Source organism: Saccharicrinis aurantiacus (assembly GCF_001660705.2).
Classification (GTDB): domain Bacteria; phylum Bacteroidota; class Bacteroidia; order Bacteroidales; family Marinilabiliaceae; genus Saccharicrinis; species Saccharicrinis aurantiacus.
Window position 1 is genome coordinate 11,438 of the sequence record NZ_LYBV02000022.1, and the last position, 16,210, is coordinate 27,647.

The 16,210-nt window shown below is 32.2% G+C and carries 15 protein-coding genes; 4 read left to right on the forward strand and 11 right to left on the reverse strand.

All coding sequences use genetic code 11. From position 1 onward, the window contains the following. Positions 1 to 53: 53 nt before the first annotated feature. Positions 54 to 536 (forward strand): flavodoxin domain-containing protein, encoded by a 483-nt coding sequence (locus A8B35_RS08820; RefSeq protein WP_068472331.1) that lies wholly within the window; start codon positions 54 to 56, stop codon positions 534 to 536. Here A8B35_RS08820 and A8B35_RS08825 read toward each other — a convergent pair. From A8B35_RS08825 to A8B35_RS08845, 5 genes are all read right to left on the reverse strand, one after another. Next, positions 529 to 1,599, reverse strand: a complete 1,071-nt coding sequence (locus A8B35_RS08825) for a TRM11 family SAM-dependent methyltransferase (protein WP_068472332.1) — start codon at positions 1,597 to 1,599, stop codon at positions 529 to 531. The genes A8B35_RS08820 and A8B35_RS08825 overlap by 8 nt on opposite strands. Before the next feature lie 175 nt (positions 1,600 to 1,774). Then, on the reverse strand, positions 1,775 to 3,934 hold the full coding sequence (locus tag A8B35_RS08830) for a S46 family peptidase (RefSeq protein WP_068472334.1): 2,160 nt from the start codon (positions 3,932 to 3,934) through the stop codon (positions 1,775 to 1,777). Between the two features lie 106 nt (positions 3,935 to 4,040). Beyond that, complete coding sequence (locus A8B35_RS08835; protein WP_068472336.1) at positions 4,041 to 4,625, reverse strand: Maf family nucleotide pyrophosphatase; 585 nt, start codon at positions 4,623 to 4,625, stop codon at positions 4,041 to 4,043. A gap of 17 nt (positions 4,626 to 4,642) precedes the next feature. Next, positions 4,643 to 5,587 (reverse strand): geranylgeranylglycerol-phosphate geranylgeranyltransferase, encoded by a 945-nt coding sequence (locus A8B35_RS08840; protein WP_068472338.1) that lies wholly within the window; start codon positions 5,585 to 5,587, stop codon positions 4,643 to 4,645. 66 nt (positions 5,588 to 5,653) lie between these two features. Continuing rightward, positions 5,654 to 6,169, reverse strand: coding sequence for a KdsC family phosphatase (locus tag A8B35_RS08845; RefSeq protein ID WP_068472340.1), 516 nt, complete (start codon positions 6,167 to 6,169; stop codon positions 5,654 to 5,656). Positions 6,170 to 6,421: 252 nt separating this feature from the next. Here A8B35_RS08845 and A8B35_RS08850 point away from each other — a divergent pair, with 252 nt between their 5' ends. Next, entirely contained in the window at positions 6,422 to 6,796 is a 375-nt protein-coding gene (locus tag A8B35_RS08850) for a hypothetical protein (RefSeq protein WP_068472342.1), read from the forward strand. 414 nt (positions 6,797 to 7,210) lie between these two features. On the opposite strand, the gene A8B35_RS08855 is transcribed toward A8B35_RS08850, so the two are convergent. Together A8B35_RS08855 and A8B35_RS08860 are read right to left on the reverse strand one after the other, a co-directional pair. After that, entirely contained in the window at positions 7,211 to 9,706 is a 2,496-nt protein-coding gene (locus A8B35_RS08855) for an AsmA-like C-terminal region-containing protein (RefSeq protein ID WP_075602753.1), read from the reverse strand. 117 nt (positions 9,707 to 9,823) lie between these two features. Continuing rightward, positions 9,824 to 10,609, reverse strand: a complete 786-nt coding sequence (locus A8B35_RS08860) for a nitrilase-related carbon-nitrogen hydrolase (RefSeq protein ID WP_068472346.1) — start codon at positions 10,607 to 10,609, stop codon at positions 9,824 to 9,826. A 76-nt stretch (positions 10,610 to 10,685) separates the two neighbouring features. Between A8B35_RS08860 and omp85 the strand changes: the two genes are divergently transcribed. Continuing rightward, positions 10,686 to 12,011, forward strand: a complete 1,326-nt coding sequence (gene omp85 / locus A8B35_RS08865; RefSeq protein WP_068472348.1) for an Omp85 family outer membrane protein — start codon at positions 10,686 to 10,688, stop codon at positions 12,009 to 12,011. 61 nt (positions 12,012 to 12,072) lie between these two features. Next, positions 12,073 to 13,059, forward strand: a complete 987-nt coding sequence (locus A8B35_RS08870; RefSeq protein ID WP_068472350.1) for a glycosyltransferase — start codon at positions 12,073 to 12,075, stop codon at positions 13,057 to 13,059. On the opposite strand, the gene A8B35_RS08875 is transcribed toward A8B35_RS08870, so the two are convergent. The 4 genes from A8B35_RS08875 to A8B35_RS08890 form a co-directional block, all read right to left on the reverse strand. Then, on the reverse strand, positions 13,056 to 13,265 hold the full coding sequence (locus A8B35_RS08875) for a hypothetical protein (RefSeq protein ID WP_139314851.1): 210 nt from the start codon (positions 13,263 to 13,265) through the stop codon (positions 13,056 to 13,058). The genes A8B35_RS08870 and A8B35_RS08875 overlap by 4 nt on opposite strands. Before the next feature lie 64 nt (positions 13,266 to 13,329). Then, positions 13,330 to 13,920 (reverse strand): RNA polymerase sigma factor, encoded by a 591-nt coding sequence (locus tag A8B35_RS08880; protein WP_068472353.1) that lies wholly within the window; start codon positions 13,918 to 13,920, stop codon positions 13,330 to 13,332. 250 nt (positions 13,921 to 14,170) lie between these two features. Continuing rightward, complete coding sequence (locus A8B35_RS08885) at positions 14,171 to 15,040, reverse strand: FKBP-type peptidyl-prolyl cis-trans isomerase (protein WP_068472355.1); 870 nt, start codon at positions 15,038 to 15,040, stop codon at positions 14,171 to 14,173. Between the two features lie 114 nt (positions 15,041 to 15,154). Further along, on the reverse strand, positions 15,155 to 16,117 hold the full coding sequence (locus tag A8B35_RS08890) for a PhoH family protein (protein WP_068472358.1): 963 nt from the start codon (positions 16,115 to 16,117) through the stop codon (positions 15,155 to 15,157). Between the last annotated feature and the right edge of the window lie 93 nt (positions 16,118 to 16,210).

Below are 16,210 nucleotides of genomic sequence, written 5' to 3' on the forward strand. Positions count from 1 at the left end.
GTTATCATAGTAAAAATGTATATTAACGTTTATTAACTTTAATATACTACACTATGGCAACCGCAATTCTCTATCGTTCAAAACATGGTACTACATTAAAGGCTGCACAACTGATTCAAGCTAAACTTCATGATAAAATTATTGATTTATATAATTTGAGACATCATAGATCGTTGAGTATTGAAAGTTATGATACAATTATTATTGGGGGGTCAATACATTCTGGAAGATTACAAAGTGACTTAAAACGCTTAATGGCCAAAAAGCAAAATGAACTACTGACCAAAAAATTAGGCTTATTTTTATGTTGTATGGAAGAACAGCCTAAATCACAACACCAATTCAACCAAGCATTCCCTGAGATATTACGAAACCATGCAATTTGTAAATCAATAATGGGAGGTGAATTTTTATTGGAAGAAATGAATTTTGCCGAGAAGTTTTTAATAAAAAAAGCAGCAGGAGTCACCGACTCAATTTCGAAACTAAAACTTGAAGAAATTGAATATTTTGCTGCAAAGGTTAACGCTAGTTAACCCTTTTTGCAACAATAATATCTCTTTTTATTGATTTATCAACCATATGTTCAAACCCATTATATGGGGGCTCTTTCATCACTTCCAAACCAGCCTCGGCAAATACACTTTGTAATTGGGTTCTCGATACCACAAACGAATTCCATGCAATTACAATAACTCCTCCTACTTTAAGAGTTCGCTTCCATTCCTCAACACAAGAGCGCAATAGTTCTGATGGATTCCGTGTTATACCTCCCTTATTTTTCACAGTTTTATTTCCATGTGCAATACCATAAGGCAAGTCACCCACTATTAAATGAAACTTTTTTGGTTTAAAATATTTATCAGAATCAACGGTAGTTCCGTTTACAACTGCTAGGACTTTACGATTATCACATTCTTTAAACTCTTCTTTTGAACGCGCGTATTCAAATTCATTAACATAAACGGCTTCAGTTTTATCCTTACCATAAATCATACGCTTATTGGCAGTATTTTTATAGCGCTCCGTCTGAATATACTTTTTAAAGAACAAGATGGAATCACTCACCGATTTTGCATCCAACTCTACTCCATATGCATTAAAGCCGTAAATACAAGCTTCAAAAAGCGTAGTGCCCCTTCCTGAAACAGGATCTAAGAGGTTGATCGCATCATCATAATTAAAGTCACTACTTAACAGAGCCACATTAATCATCATTTTGGTAAATAATTCGTTGGTTTTCCCTGGATATTTAAGCATTGAGCTTATTTTATCATCCACATACTTATAATTGTATTGTTCAATGGGAACTAGTATGTTTTTGTTATTGTATGTATCCAATTGGTACATACTAAAAACGAAGGATAATCTGGAAAGGATTTGAAAATCATTGGATGATAATACACCTTCAGTAATAATAGAAAGGTATCGCACATTGGCAATCTCTATAACCTTAACATCAGTTACATTAACAGATAAGCGTTGAACTGCAATTTTAAGTTCCGCTAAAGCTAATTCTCCTGCTAAGTTATAGTAAACTCTATTATGCCCGGGGTGCTGTAATATTAAATATTCGCACATAATTAAAATTTGTTTCATCAATAGGCAGATAGATAAATGCCTACTGTAATTGTTACATTCTGTTTTGTATTAGCTTTATATTCTTGCTCAGCAATTGGAATAATTTAAAACTAACTATGTATTTATACTCTATTAAAAAGAAAAGGACTCTCTATATTAGAGAACCCTTTATCAATTATAATTTGTAATATTTTTATTCGATAATAGTCATCTCATTTAATAAATAACTTGCGCCTGCAAATTTATCTATTAAAAATAAAACATAACGAACATCTAAAGATATATTTCTGCATTGTTCGGGATTATACATTAAATCACTCATAACTCCTTCCCAAGCTCTATCGAAGTTAATACCTATTAATTCACCATTTGCATTTACCACAGGGCTTCCAGAATTACCTCCCGTGGTATGATTTGTTGCTACAAAACACACCGGAACGGTTCCATTTACTTCATACTTACCAAAATCTTTTGTGGTATGTAATTCTTTTAATTTAGCTGGCACACGATAATCGTAAATATCTGGATTATCCTTCTCTATAATACCTTCTAATGTAGTGTAATGCTTAAACTGCACAGCATCTTTTGGCTCATAAGCACTTACCTGACCATAAGAAACACGTAATGTAAAATTGGCATCTGGGTAGAAAACTTTATCATTCTCAAACTCCATTAAACCTGCCATGTAAGTTCTATCTAGTAACATTATTTTACTTCTTAGCTCTTTGTATTGATCTACAACATCTGATTTTGCTAACTCAACAAAACTATCTAAAAGAATATAAGCTGGGTCTTTATGTAGTTTCTTAATGCTCTTTTTTGAAAAATTATTTACAAAAGCTTCTGCTGTATTCTGATTCATAAATATTGATTTTTCAAATACCATATCAACATATTTTGAAATATCTCCCTTATATTTTCCATTGATCAACATATATACATCTGGCAAAAACTTTGCATCAATATTCTCTTGATACATTTGAAGCAACATGGCTGTTTCCTCTTTGTCAAGAGGCATATAGTAATCTTTAAAGAACTTCTGATATCGAGCAACTATTCCTTCTTTCTTACTTAATACCACTTCATTATCAACAGTATCTTTCTCAATTTCTGATATTAATCCATCGAAATAACCTGATAAACCAACTCCTTCCATACCATTTCTTCGTATCATCTCAGAAATATAACTGTAGGTTATATAGTATTTCGAGTATTCTTCGTAAATACCTTTATACTCGGTTAAAACCGTTTTATATTTATCATTATCTGACGCATCAGCCCATTTTTGAAATGCCACTTCTTGTTCTTCCTTTTTCTCAATAGCATTCAGCTTATCAAGCCCTTTAATTTCACCAATCCAACGTTTCCAACTATTAGAAGTAGATGCATTTTTAGCTGCATATTTAATTCGAACCGCAGGATCTGCTCCTTGGTAACGATTCATAATCTCTAGTTTTTTAGTTCTAACATCAATCAATGTTGGATTCACCTCTTCTGTAATCATTTTAATATGATAAGAAGGAACATACTCATAGGTACTACCAGGATATCCAAAAACCATAGTAAAATCGCCTTCACTCACTCCCTTCATTGAAATTGGAAAGTGATGTTTTGGTGTATAAGGTTTATTTTCTTCAGCGTATTCTGCAGGTTCATTATCTGCATTCGCATATATGCGAAATAAAGAAAAATCGCCTGTATGGCGTGGCCACATCCAATTATCAGTATCTCCACCAAACTTACCTATTGCACTAGGAGGAGCACCAACCAAACGAACATCGGTGAAAACTTCATTAACAAATAAAAAATATTGATTTCCATGGAAAAAAGGTTTTAACACCGCAGTAAAGTGTGTATCCTTTATAGCTTCATCTTTTATTGCTTTTGAGTTTTTTGAAATAACTGAATTACGCTCTTTCTCCGTCATTTCTTCAGTTACACCTTCTAAAACCTCTTCAGTAACATCTTTCATTGAACGTAAAAAAGTTGCCTTCAAACCTGGGTTAGTTAATTCTTCATCCCGATTCATCGCCCAAAAACCATTGGTTAAATAATCATTCTCTAAAGAACTATGAGACTGAATAGCACCATATCCACAGTGATGATTTGTTATTAATAAGCCTTCGTTAGATATTAATTCACCAGTACAACCACCTCCAAAGATAACGACAGCATCTTTCATACTGGCTTGGTTTACACTATAGATATCTTCAGCAGTGAGCTTAAAACCCAGCTCTTGCATTTCTTCGATATTGTATTTCTGTAATAATATTGGAATCCACATTCCTTCTGCTGCCTTTATACTTCCTGAGATTAGGAATGCAGCACATAAAATTGCTACTATTTGCTTCATTTAGTTTAGTATTGCATTACCAACTAGCTTTTTTAAAATGCGATATTGGGAAACATTTTTAACAAGGTAGATAGTAAAATATGATTTGTTGATTTTATATTTTATATTAAAATTGATTCAATTCTTCATAGAGCCTTTGAACTGGCAATCCTACTACATTAAAATAAGATCCTTCAATTTTCTCAATGCCTATCATACCGATCCACTCTTGAATACCGTAAGCCCCAGCTTTATCAAAAGGCTTATAATTATTGATGTAGTATTCAATTTCTGCTTCTGTTAAATACTTAAAATACACATCCGTTGAAACGGAAAAACTAACAACTTTTTGTTTCGAAGATATAGTGACTCCACTAATAACCTGATGTTTAATTCCGGAAAGTAGCTTAAGCATTTCTGTAGCTTCAGCTTTATCCTTTGGCTTACCTAATACCTTACCTTTTGCGCAAACAATTGTATCCGCAGTAATTACTATTTTACTTGAATCGTTCTGAATATCAACTAAAAAAGGTTTAGCCTTTAATTGCGATAAAAAAACAGCAATATCTTCATGTTTCAAATCTGAAGGATATTTTTCTTCTACATCTTCCTTTATCTCTACAGAAAAATCTATCCCAATTTCTGATAATAGTTGAGAACGACGTGGCGATTTAGAAGCCAATATTATATTGTAATTGTTTAAATTTTGCATTAAGTTCTGCTGAAAAATTAAAATAATTGACCTGCAACAAAAACATACAACACACCAAAAAACATAATCAATTTATACATGGTGCTCAATTGATGATAGCCTTTTGCTGTAGATATTTTGAATAAATAGATTAAGGATGAAATTAACGGTAGGGTTATAAATATCATGAAATAAGCAAATGTAAATGTATCACCTCCTAAACGATCGATGCTATAGTATAACAACCAAATAACAACCAATATAAAAATTGTAAGCAAACCTATTACTGCCTTTGTATATGGTACACCTATAATTATTGGAACTGTTTGACATCCTCCCTTTTCATCCCCTTCCATATCTTCTAAATCTTTAATGATTTCACGAGTTAAGTTTACAACGAAGGCAAAAAAGGCAAAACCGAGTGTCCAAAACCAAGCTGTAGAGCAGGCTTCACTTTCAATTATTGAAGCTCCATAAACTCTATACAAAGCAGAAAATTCAGCTGAAACAACCAAAATTGCAACTAATGCAATTAATGCCGAAACAATAATATTTCCTATTAGGCCCTGTTTTTTAAATGTTGTTGAGTAATACCATAAAAACGCAGGTATTAAAATATACATCAATGCATAACTTTCTTTACGAAGAACATACGAAAGAAACAATCCCATAAATACACCACAGAATGTAAATATGACATGAAGAAACATGGCCTCTCTTCGCTTTATTTTTTTATCAATCACCATCTTATCCGGACGGTTGATTCTATCAATCTTAATATCAAAATAGTCGTTAATTACATAACCAGAGGCTGCTAAAAACAAGGTACTTATTACCAATATGATAAATCTTTTATCGGTAAATCCAGCCTCATAACCAAAATGATTTAAAATGGGAATAATTAAACCATAACGAATTAAAACTTGCAAAAGAGCAATAATAATGAGATTCTTATAGCGTATTAATCGTAATATTGGAAGCATATTTTTATTTCTTGATTAGTATTAAAGCCTTCGATATCGTTAAGAGTTATGGATCTTAATTTAAAATTACCATGTTTTATCAAGTCCCCATTTACCATGAGCTCTTAATACTTGTTCGATCACATCACGCACACAACCCTCGCCACCATTTTTATGACTGATATATTTACAGCACATTTTAATCTCTTCAACGGCATCGGCCGGACAAACAGATACACCAACAGTTTGCATTACTTCTTCATCAGGTAAATCATCTCCCATATACATAATCTCCTCAGCTTTGAGGCCTTGTTTATTCATCCAATCGTTAAGCTGATGAATTTTATCCGAAGCTTTCATATATACGTCTTCAACGCCCAACTGTGTATATCTATTCTTTACAGCTTCGGTATCCCCTCCTGTAATAATAGCAATAGGATAACCTTGTTTAACCGCAGCTTGTATGGCGTAGCCATCTTTTATATTTGCTGTTCGCATCGGAATCCCGTTGGCATCCATAGGTATTATTTGTGCAGATAAAACACCATCAACATCAAATGCAAATGCTTTAACCTGCATTAGGTCCTCTTTAAAGTTACTCATGTTATAGAATTTAATATCCTGCGAATTTACAGAATTTAGTTTATTAAGCGAATCGTATTTAAGATTGTTTATCCATAGAATAATAGTGTGTTATATTGGATACACCTTTAGAGCATTAATAGTATAAAATGCTTATATTGAATGAAACCTCGTAGAAACACAATTACAGAACACGACACAAATCTATAATTAACTATGTCTCAATACACTTATCTGATTTAGTTATTTTCTGTAAAATAAAACTTTATTGTTATGAAAAATGGATCTATACAAATTGTTGATTTAGAATTTGAATATCAACTATGGAAAGGAAGACTTTCTTTATACACAAAAGAAGTTGACCTACTTATAAAACGTAATGAAACCATCCTGAATCCAGAAAATGCGCATAAGTTAAACTCGATTGAAATAATGGCATTAGAAGAGCATAAGAGTATTATTGAAAGTGCCTTGAGTAAGATAAATGTAAAAGAACAAGAAATTGAGTATTACATAAAAGACTTCCCAATCACCCATGAACATCAATATTTTGTGGAACATTTAGAATTAAGAAAGCAATTTGAGAAATTAATTTTGGTTCATACCGATAGAGTTAAGGATATTATAACTGCCATTGGTGCTAACTAATTTATCCTAATTGATAATTTGTGTACCTTCTTAACTTTTAATAATGTCGACTTTAAATTTGTTTGGAAATAAGAAAGTTCTATAAAAGGATAATCACATTTAAAATATTCTCTAGATGAGAAGTACGCATATACGTGTAACAACCAATCTAAAAAAGACAATTTGATATAAAAATATCAGGAACACAAAATAACACCGTTACGTATTTTATTACAAATAGTTACACTAACTGCGAATAGCTGTATATATATTAAAATAAATAATTATTCGCACAGTGCAAACACACTGCAATTTGAATGTCATTTAAAAGCTTCTACTAGGTATAAAAAACTAATCCTAACAAATAGAACTTTTTCTTTCTATCAACTTTTCTCTTTTATGGAAGAGAAAAGTTGACGATTTCAAGCAAGAATATTACTTGAAAAAATCTCCTAGTTTATTTTTGATATCATCCACAGCCTTTTTTATATTATCATCCTCAAGCAATTCTTCAATGGCCTTTTGAGTATCTTCACTAACCTCATTTTGCAGTTGTTTTTGAGCTTTAGCAATGTCTAAACTGATTTTAGGGTCATCAGCACTTCCTTTAATGAGAACGTCAACAATAACGTCTTCTCCATTCTGATTCACAATACCTCCAAAGAATCCCATTGCATTAGCTACATCCATACGGGATACAGGTGCAGCAATAACGTAATTTAAAGATTGGTCAAAACCTTGTTCTCCCTGAATTGTAAATTTAGCGCCATTAATATTTGTTGAAAACGGCGATACTATAATTTTACCATTTCGCATCACATAATTAATATCAATATCTTTTGCTGTAAGTGTTCTATAACTCTCTTTACTTAAAAGATCTGCCATTTGATTTAACACCTTGGAGTTGGATACTGTAACTGCGTCTGATTTTATGGTTCCACCGCCTTTTATACTTGCAATATTTAAAGTATAATCTTGATTTACTTTACTATGAAGTTTAAAATCAGAGCTTATTTTACCCCTTGCATTTTTTGCAACAGGCATTAAAGAATCAACTACGGTGAAAGAATTAGCCATTGTTTTTATATCCACTTTATCGGCACCAATAACAAAATCAATGTAAGGTTTCGATATATTCTGAGTATTATATTGACCTTCTATATCAATCTTTCCACCTAGTGTATTCATATTGTATCGGTCAATTACTAGTTTTGAATCCTTGACCACCAAAACACCTTTTGCTTTATTTACAATTAACTTATCGTACGTCAATTTATCAATATTGGAATAAAGCCTCAAATGAATATTACGCGGTATTCCTCCAAACTCTACAACTCCGGAATCTTTTTTCGATTCAGAAACGCTTTTACTCTTTCGAAGGATTTCGTTTAAGTTAAGAGATGACGAATAATGATTTAAACTACCTTTAAGCGTGCTGTTTTTAAAATAGTATGGTAAATACCCCGATAAGGAACCATTCAAACTAAGGTCTGAATTTACAACAGAAGCTTTCAACTGTTTTAGCTCAATGGTTTCAGAATTTATATTCATCAATGCCTCAGACACCTTTATTTTATATGGCATTATGCTATTTGAATAAGAAAATCCTTTGAAAGAAATATTCCCATTTATTTTTAGAGCTTCATAATCCTCTATATCAATCAATGTCTTATTCCCTGCAAAGTCAATTTTTGAGTTAACAATGCCCTCTAATTCCATATCCTTAAATTGGACAATATCACTTACCGATTTTAAATCAATTACCCCATCAATACCACCAACAAATGAAGCATTACTAACTGGAGTCTCTAAATAAAAACTTCCTTGAAAAGGATTATCTGAAATAGAAAAATAAAGTTTCTCTAGACTAACTTTAGTACTGTCCAATATTTTTCCTGAATTGTTAATCTTAAGAGCAACATTTATATCATCAATGCTATCGTCAACATCAGAGTAAGCTATTCGGCCATCCTCAACTAATACATTGAAGTTAAAATTTGGTAAGCTATTAGAATCAATAAATACTCCATTTACATTGGCTGAAATATCAAAATTTCCTTCCGTCTGAATACTTTCAAAGTCTTTTAAATATTGACTAGGTATTAGCGACAAAATTGTTTTTATATCATTATTTATCGTTTTGAGTTGCAAGTTAATGTCAAACCCTTCGTTTAAAATCTGAACTCCTCCATTAAATCCCATTTTTAGATCGTTAATAGCTAATGTATTATTCTTAAATGTGATTTTATTAGTGTTTGTATCGGCAAGTATATTCGCATCAAAGTTTAGATTTGCATCACTTAAATATTTAACATTCTCTTGCTGAACATTTAATTCTTTAACACTGCTTTTTAACTGTACAATTGACTCTTCTGCAGATAAATTACCGCTTAATTGAATATTAACTCCACTTAAACTAGTTTTACTATGTGAGGTTTCATCAACATATATTATTGATGCATTATTTATTTGAAATTCATTTAAAACTAGCTTAGAACCTGAACTTTCCTTTTTACTTGAATGCTTCTTTTCGGAGGTTTTGTTTACAATATCCCAATTATTTACTTGACTACGGGTTATCGCATTAACAATAGGTTGCTCAACATTAACCTCAATAATCTTTAATCCATCGGATGAGAAAACGCTAAACAATTGCGCAGATAATTCAATATGTTCAACGTGCAATAATGTATCCTCCTTAAATGTACCAAGACCTATTATATTAAAACCAGTAAGTTCAACTTGAAGATTTGGAAAGTCCTTTAATAGAGATACTGAAACCTTTTCCCACGCTACACTCGAATTAATATTTTTGTTTATTTCAGTTTTTAATCGAGTCTCAACACTACTCACCATTGTGAAGGGTATAATAATTAGGAGAACCAATAAAACTACTATTGAGATGATTACTGCTTTTAAAGCCTGCTTCATTATTTGTTTGTTTAATTTGCGCATTAAATTAACCATATCGAACTAATAAAAAAATAATTTTCTTTAAAAGGATATGATTCGCTGGCGAACTACATTATCAATGATTTATCAAATACTCTATTCAATTGAAAAGCAGTCTGCATCATTTAATACGGGAAATTTTTCTCTGAAATTATTTTGAGCAGCCAAGTCGAAATCTACAATCTCTAGATTTGTTTTTTGCTCTTTAGACAACACTAGGACCTTTCCTTTAGCATCAATAGCTGCCGAATTACCATTGTATTTTAAATTATCCCCCTCACCAACTCGATTAACTCCAATACATAAACATTGATTTTCAATAGCACGCGCCTGCAGTAAAGTATCCCACACTTTTATACGTGGAATTGGCCAATTTGCCATACAAACCATCACATCATAGTCGCCAGTATTTCGTAACCAAACGGGAAATCTGATATCATAACAAACTACAGGCAATATTTTAACACCATTATAATCGAACACAACCCTTTCAGCTCCAGCAGAAAAGCTCTTATCTTCACCACCCATACTGAACAAATGCCTTTTATCGTAATAATTTACCTGACCGTTATTTATATATACAGCTCTATTATAAAATTTCCCATCTTCAACTATCGCAACAGAACCAATTATAGCAATCTTATTAAGTACTGATTGTTCTTTCATCCATTGTAAAATAACACCATCCATAGTCTGTGCTATTTTACTAACATCCATTGAAAATCCTGTGGCAAACATCTCAGGCAGAAGCAAAACATCAAACTCATCTTTGTGCGATGATATTACTTTACCAATCGTCAGTAGATTCTCATCAACATTCTCCCATTTAATATCCAACTGTAAAATACCAAACCTTACTGTGTTATCCTTAATTACGTTCATTGTTAGTCTAATAGAATTAATATGTTAGTCTAAATAGCTTATATTTGTTGGCAAGTTAATCATTTAACAAATAATTATGCGCAAGCTTCTGATCTATTCTTTTCTTCTTTTTTCACTCCATCTGCATAGTCAATCGGATACTATAAATGAAAACGCAGGAATGAAATTTGGCTTATTACCAGCTATTGCTTTTGATGCAGATTTAGGTTTTCAATACGGAGGATTGGTAAATTTCTTTTGGTATGGCGATGGAACTAAATACCCTACCTACAATCACTCCTTATATTTTGAAGCTTCGCAATATACTTCAGGCACTAGTTTGCTTAGGGCTTACTACGATTCTCCAGAATTTATAAAAGGAATTCAAACCACATTAGATATTACCTATTTTAATGATTTAGCCACTGATTTTTATGGGTTCAATGGTTATAATGCACAATTTAATTCAGAGTGGATAGATGATGAAGATCCTAACTATAAAAGCCGTGTTTTTTATTCTCATCATAGAGAGATGTTTAGAATAATGACAAATTTTAAAGGGGCGCTTACAAACTCTAACAAAGCACTAGAGTGGATGGCTGGTTTTACATTATTCAATATGAATATTAATTCTACAAATATAAATCAACTGAACAAACGAATCTCTGATGACAAGAAGCTACCTGAAACTAATGGCCTTTATGACAATTATGTTGATTGGGGGATTATTGATGAGAAAGAGGCAAAAGGAGGACTAAGTACTTACATAAAGCTTGGGCTCTCCTATGATACTCGCGATTTTGATGCAAATCCTGACAAAGGGATTTGGAGTGAAGTATTTTTTACTATGTCGCCATCATTTCTTTCGGATAAAAATACACAATATACTCAGCTAACAGCAATGCATAGGCAGTATTTCACACTAAGTGCTGATAAATTGATATTTGCTTATAGGTTGGCAATTCAAAACAAACTTAGCGGAACAATACCATTCTACCTACTCCCTCATTATGTAACTTCAAACCTAACTTCGGCAACATCACAAGGTCTTGGAGGAAGTAAAACATTAAGAGGAATTAGGCGTAATAGAGTGGTTGGCGATGGATTTGCACTGGCAAATATAGAGCTACGTTGGAAATTTCTTAGAACAAGATTATTGGGTGAGGATTTATACTTAGCCAATAATACTTTTTTTGATATGGGGATGATTACTCAAGAATACAAAATAGATTACACTTTAATTCCTGAATCAGAAAGAGCTGAATATTATATTCCGAATGAGGAAAAGATGCATTTTACCATTGGAACTGGCCTAAAAGTAGGCTACGGCGAGAATTTTATTATTTCGGCAGATTATGGTTTAGCCTTATCTAAAAAAGATGGTGATTCAGGTTTATATATACTTCTGAATTATTTATTCTAAAGTGCTATTTTATTTAATTTTGTCTTAGATTCGCGAATCCTTAATTTCAACTTTTATTTAGATGCCAAAATATTCTTTAATTATACCAGTTTATAACCGCCCTCAAGAAATTGATGAACTATTATCTAGTTTAACTGAAGTATCCTTCAATGATTTTGAAGTTGTTATTGTTGAAGATGGATCTACTTTAAGTTCCGATTTAATTTGTAAAGGATATCGAAATAAACTGAATATAACCTATCATTATCAGAAGAATACAGGGCCTGGTTTAGCACGAAACACTGGAGCAAGTTTAGCCAAAGGGGATGTTTTTATCTTTTTTGATTCTGATTGTTTAATTCCATCAGATTACTTTGAAGCTGTAGAACAACAAATTGATAAAATTGATTGTTTCGGTGGACCTGACATGGCACATCAATCGTTTAGCCCAATACAAAAAGCCATCAGTTATTCAATGACATCTACGCTAACTACGGGTGGAATTAGAGGTGGAAAAAAGAAGTTAGACAAGTTTTATCCAAGAAGTTTTAATATGGGTATTAAACGAAATGTTTTTGAAGCACTTAAAGGTTTTAGAGATATTCGTTTTGGTGAAGATTTAGATTTTAGCTTACGAATTGTTGAGGGAGGATACAAAGCTGTATTGATTGAGGATGCCGGAGTTTTTCATAAACGACGAAACAATATGAAATCCTTTTTTAAACAAGTCTTTAATTCTGGTATAGCAAGAATTAATCTAAATATATGGCACCCCGGCTCACTTAAGCTAGTACATGCTGCCCCTAGTATTTTTACACTAGGCTATATTATTTGGGGTATTATTTCAATATTTATTCCGCAGTTATCTATATTGTTACTATTGCCATTACTTATATTCTTTATTGATGCATTAGTAAAAAACAAGAATATAAAAATTGCATCGCTAGCTGTTGTAGCTTCAATGGTACAAACTTTCGGATATGGTACAGGTTTTATCTATGCCTTATTCAAACTAATTGTTTTGAATAAAACAGACACAGGTGCATTTAACAAAACCTTTTATAACTAATTAAAATTAAATCTGAATAGTTTATCAGTATCATCAGTTTTAACTGGATCTCCTTTTGAATAACTAATGATGCTATTGATAACTTTTGAAGGAGGTTGTAACAATGGATCATCAAAAAAACTATCAGGCAACTGACTAAATAAGTCAACCATCTGAAGACTATAGTTCTCTAGTTCTTCTAATTGTTTTGTAAAATTTGAATTCATAGGCATCCTAAATTAATCTATTTCTAAATGTTAAACGCCTATGAATATATTTTATTGCATGCTATTACACAGTTAATGATATTTTTTGTTCTTCAACCATATCTCTCATATTAATTATGGCATAGCGCATCCTGCCCAAAGCAGTATTAATACTAACACCTGTCTCTTCGGCAATTTCTTTAAAGCTTAATCCCATAAAGTGCCTTAAACGCACTACTTCTTTTTGATTTTCGGGTAAATATTCGACTAACGAAGCTACATCTTTCAATATCTGATCAGTCACCAACTTATCCTCAATATTTGTATCTGAGAATTTAGAAGAATTGAATAAATCGTACTCAATGGAGTCGTTAGATACCATTTGCATATGTTTTTGCTTACGATAATAATCGATAATAAGATTATGCGAAATACGCATTACCCACGAAGGAAACTTACCATTTTCGATGTACTTTCCCCTTTTAAGATTATTAATTACTTTAATAAAAGTATCCTGAAAAACATCCTCAGCCAAAGCTGGCTGTTTTACCATCATCAGAATATAGGAATATATTCTATTCTTATGCCTATTAATTAAAATCTGCAAACATGCTTCTTGTCCCCCAATGAAGCGCTCAACCAACTCATTGTCGGTCTGATCTTGAAGATTTACCATTTTTTTACGTTTTTAAGTTTTAGCGTAAAATTTTTCTATAGGCACTGACGGTTTACGTGAATAATTATTTTGAAATGGTAAAAAAAGTAAAAATATATTAATAAAACAATACAACCCAATAAACATTAATCAATTATTAACATTCAATTTAGTTACAAAAAGCACATTACAACCAATATAACAACCTGTTATAAATAAAAAAAAGCCATCCTAAAAGGACAGCTTTTTAATATAAAAAATTTTACAACGATTATTCCTCAACAGGAATAACAGCATTTAATGTAACCGAATATTTTAGAACATCTACGTCTGTTGTGTTTCTATCTGAAGGAGCATAAATTAAAGCTTCTCCTCCTTCTTTCATTAATGGCAAGGCTAATTTAAAACAATCGCTCATTTCACTCAACAAATACTTTCCATTCTCACCAGAGTGTCTTTCTTCCAATGTAACAACATTAATACCTGAAAATGATATTTCAACTGAATCGGTTAAACTAGGCATACTACCTAAACCTTCCATTACTTCTTTGTAATATACATTTGCCGTATCAGTTATTGCTGTACCAACTTCATCGGGGTTATTACTAAAGTAATCCTGAATTAAGCCATTTTCATAATTATCACGCTCATCCGTATCTAATGCAAAACCTTCTAGAGTTATTGTGAAGTGCTGGTTACCATTACTATAAGCCTGACGAGATGGAATAAATACATGCGCTTTTCCACCACGTTTCATTTCCTTTAAAGCAATTCTCCAACCGGCGATATTTCCTTCTAAACTAAACAACACTGGTTGATTAGGTTGTGTATTCTCAAAACTTGTACCTGAAGTAATATAATACCCCGCATAGTGTACCAAAATATCAGTAGTATCATTAGCTACTTTATCACCAGTTCCCATTTCAATATGCGATATATATACGCCGTCATCAAGTGGTATCAAATCCTCTTCAGTTAAACCTAAATCTAAACCTACAGTATCATTTGTAGCATATAGTATAATATCAGCATCATCTTGTTCTGGTGTTTGAGGTACATAACTGGTTCCATCGTCATCATCTTTTTTACAAGCCCAAATACCCAATAAAAGAAGTGCAGTAAGTATATATGTATATTTCATGTTTAATATTTTACAAACACCAATAGTGTTTATGTAATTTATAGTTCTTGTTAATAATTATAGTACTGATTTAAGCCACAAAGTTAAAGTTTAATCGTAATGATACAATAGTGTTTACTTAACAGCATCATTATTGTTTGCTTTGTCGCTTTTATCATACGCAGTTACTATTCGTTGTACCAATGGGTGACGAACAATATCTTTGGCGTTAAATTCTATTACTTTAATTCCTTTTACCCTTTTTAATATACGCATAGAATGCACTAAACCAGACATTGATGCCTTTGGTAAATCAATTTGAGTAATATCGCCGGTAACTACATATTTCGTACCATTTCCCATACGGGTTAAAAACATTTTAATTTGATTGGTTGTAGTATTCTGGGCTTCGTCTAATATTACAAATGCATCGCTTAAGGTTCTACCACGCATGTAGGCCAATGGAGCAATTTGAATAGTGCCATTTTCCATGTAGTCTTTTAACTTAGCTGCCGGAATCATATCTTGTAAAGCATCGTATAGAGGTTGTAAATAAGGGTCAATTTTTTCTTTCATATCACCTGGAAGGAAACCTAATTTTTCACCAGCTTCCACGGCAGGTCTACTCAATATTATTTTGCGCACCTCTCTCCTTTTCAACGCCCTAACAGCTAATGCAATTGCTGTATATGTTTTTCCTGAACCTGCAGGACCAACAGCAAAAATCAGATCATTCCGATCATATTCTTTAACAAATTCTCTTTGATTGGTTGTACGACCGCGGATAGGTTTCCCATTAACTCCGTATAAAATTACATCATCCTCTGATTTTTTGGCTCCTACTCTACCACTATCAATTATTTCAATAATTGAATGTTCGCTGATAACGTTGTATTGATTATAATGATCAATTAAAAGGTGAACTTTTTCTTCGAAACGTGCTATCTCATCAGCTTCACCCATGGCTTTAACCCAATCGCCACGTGCAATAATTCTCAGTTTTGGAAAACGATCTTTTATGATCTGTAATTTTACATTTTTAACACCAAAAAACTCTATTAAGTCAATGGTTTCAAGGTAGATTAATTTCTCTATCATATAGTAATTAGCATGCTATTTTGTTCAATTTATGCAAATTAAACACTTTTATTCTTAATCGGATGGACATTTATCTAATAATTTCGATGCAAA

Excerpts from the sequence above, each read along its gene's own strand:
- A8B35_RS08820 (WP_068472331.1), top strand. The coding sequence starts at position 54 with ATGGCAACCGCAATTCTCTATCGTTCAAAACATGGTACTACATTAAAG.
- A8B35_RS08825 (WP_068472332.1), bottom strand. The coding sequence starts at position 1,599 with ATGAAACAAATTTTAATTATGTGCGAATATTTAATATTACAGCACCCC.
- A8B35_RS08830 (WP_068472334.1), bottom strand. The coding sequence starts at position 3,934 with ATGAAGCAAATAGTAGCAATTTTATGTGCTGCATTCCTAATCTCAGGA.
- A8B35_RS08835 (WP_068472336.1), bottom strand. The coding sequence starts at position 4,625 with ATGCAAAATTTAAACAATTACAATATAATATTGGCTTCTAAATCGCCA.
- A8B35_RS08840 (WP_068472338.1), bottom strand. The coding sequence starts at position 5,587 with ATGCTTCCAATATTACGATTAATACGCTATAAGAATCTCATTATTATT.
- A8B35_RS08845 (WP_068472340.1), bottom strand. The coding sequence starts at position 6,169 with ATGAGTAACTTTAAAGAGGACCTAATGCAGGTTAAAGCATTTGCATTT.
- A8B35_RS08850 (WP_068472342.1), top strand. The coding sequence starts at position 6,422 with ATGAAAAATGGATCTATACAAATTGTTGATTTAGAATTTGAATATCAA.
- A8B35_RS08855 (WP_075602753.1), bottom strand. The coding sequence starts at position 9,706 with ATGAAGCAGGCTTTAAAAGCAGTAATCATCTCAATAGTAGTTTTATTG.
- A8B35_RS08860 (WP_068472346.1), bottom strand. The coding sequence starts at position 10,609 with ATGAACGTAATTAAGGATAACACAGTAAGGTTTGGTATTTTACAGTTG.
- omp85 (WP_068472348.1), top strand. The coding sequence starts at position 10,686 with ATGCGCAAGCTTCTGATCTATTCTTTTCTTCTTTTTTCACTCCATCTG.
- A8B35_RS08870 (WP_068472350.1), top strand. The coding sequence starts at position 12,073 with ATGCCAAAATATTCTTTAATTATACCAGTTTATAACCGCCCTCAAGAA.
- A8B35_RS08875 (WP_139314851.1), bottom strand. The coding sequence starts at position 13,265 with ATGAATTCAAATTTTACAAAACAATTAGAAGAACTAGAGAACTATAGT.
- A8B35_RS08880 (WP_068472353.1), bottom strand. The coding sequence starts at position 13,920 with ATGGTAAATCTTCAAGATCAGACCGACAATGAGTTGGTTGAGCGCTTC.
- A8B35_RS08885 (WP_068472355.1), bottom strand. The coding sequence starts at position 15,040 with ATGAAATATACATATATACTTACTGCACTTCTTTTATTGGGTATTTGG.
- A8B35_RS08890 (WP_068472358.1), bottom strand. The coding sequence starts at position 16,117 with ATGATAGAGAAATTAATCTACCTTGAAACCATTGACTTAATAGAGTTT.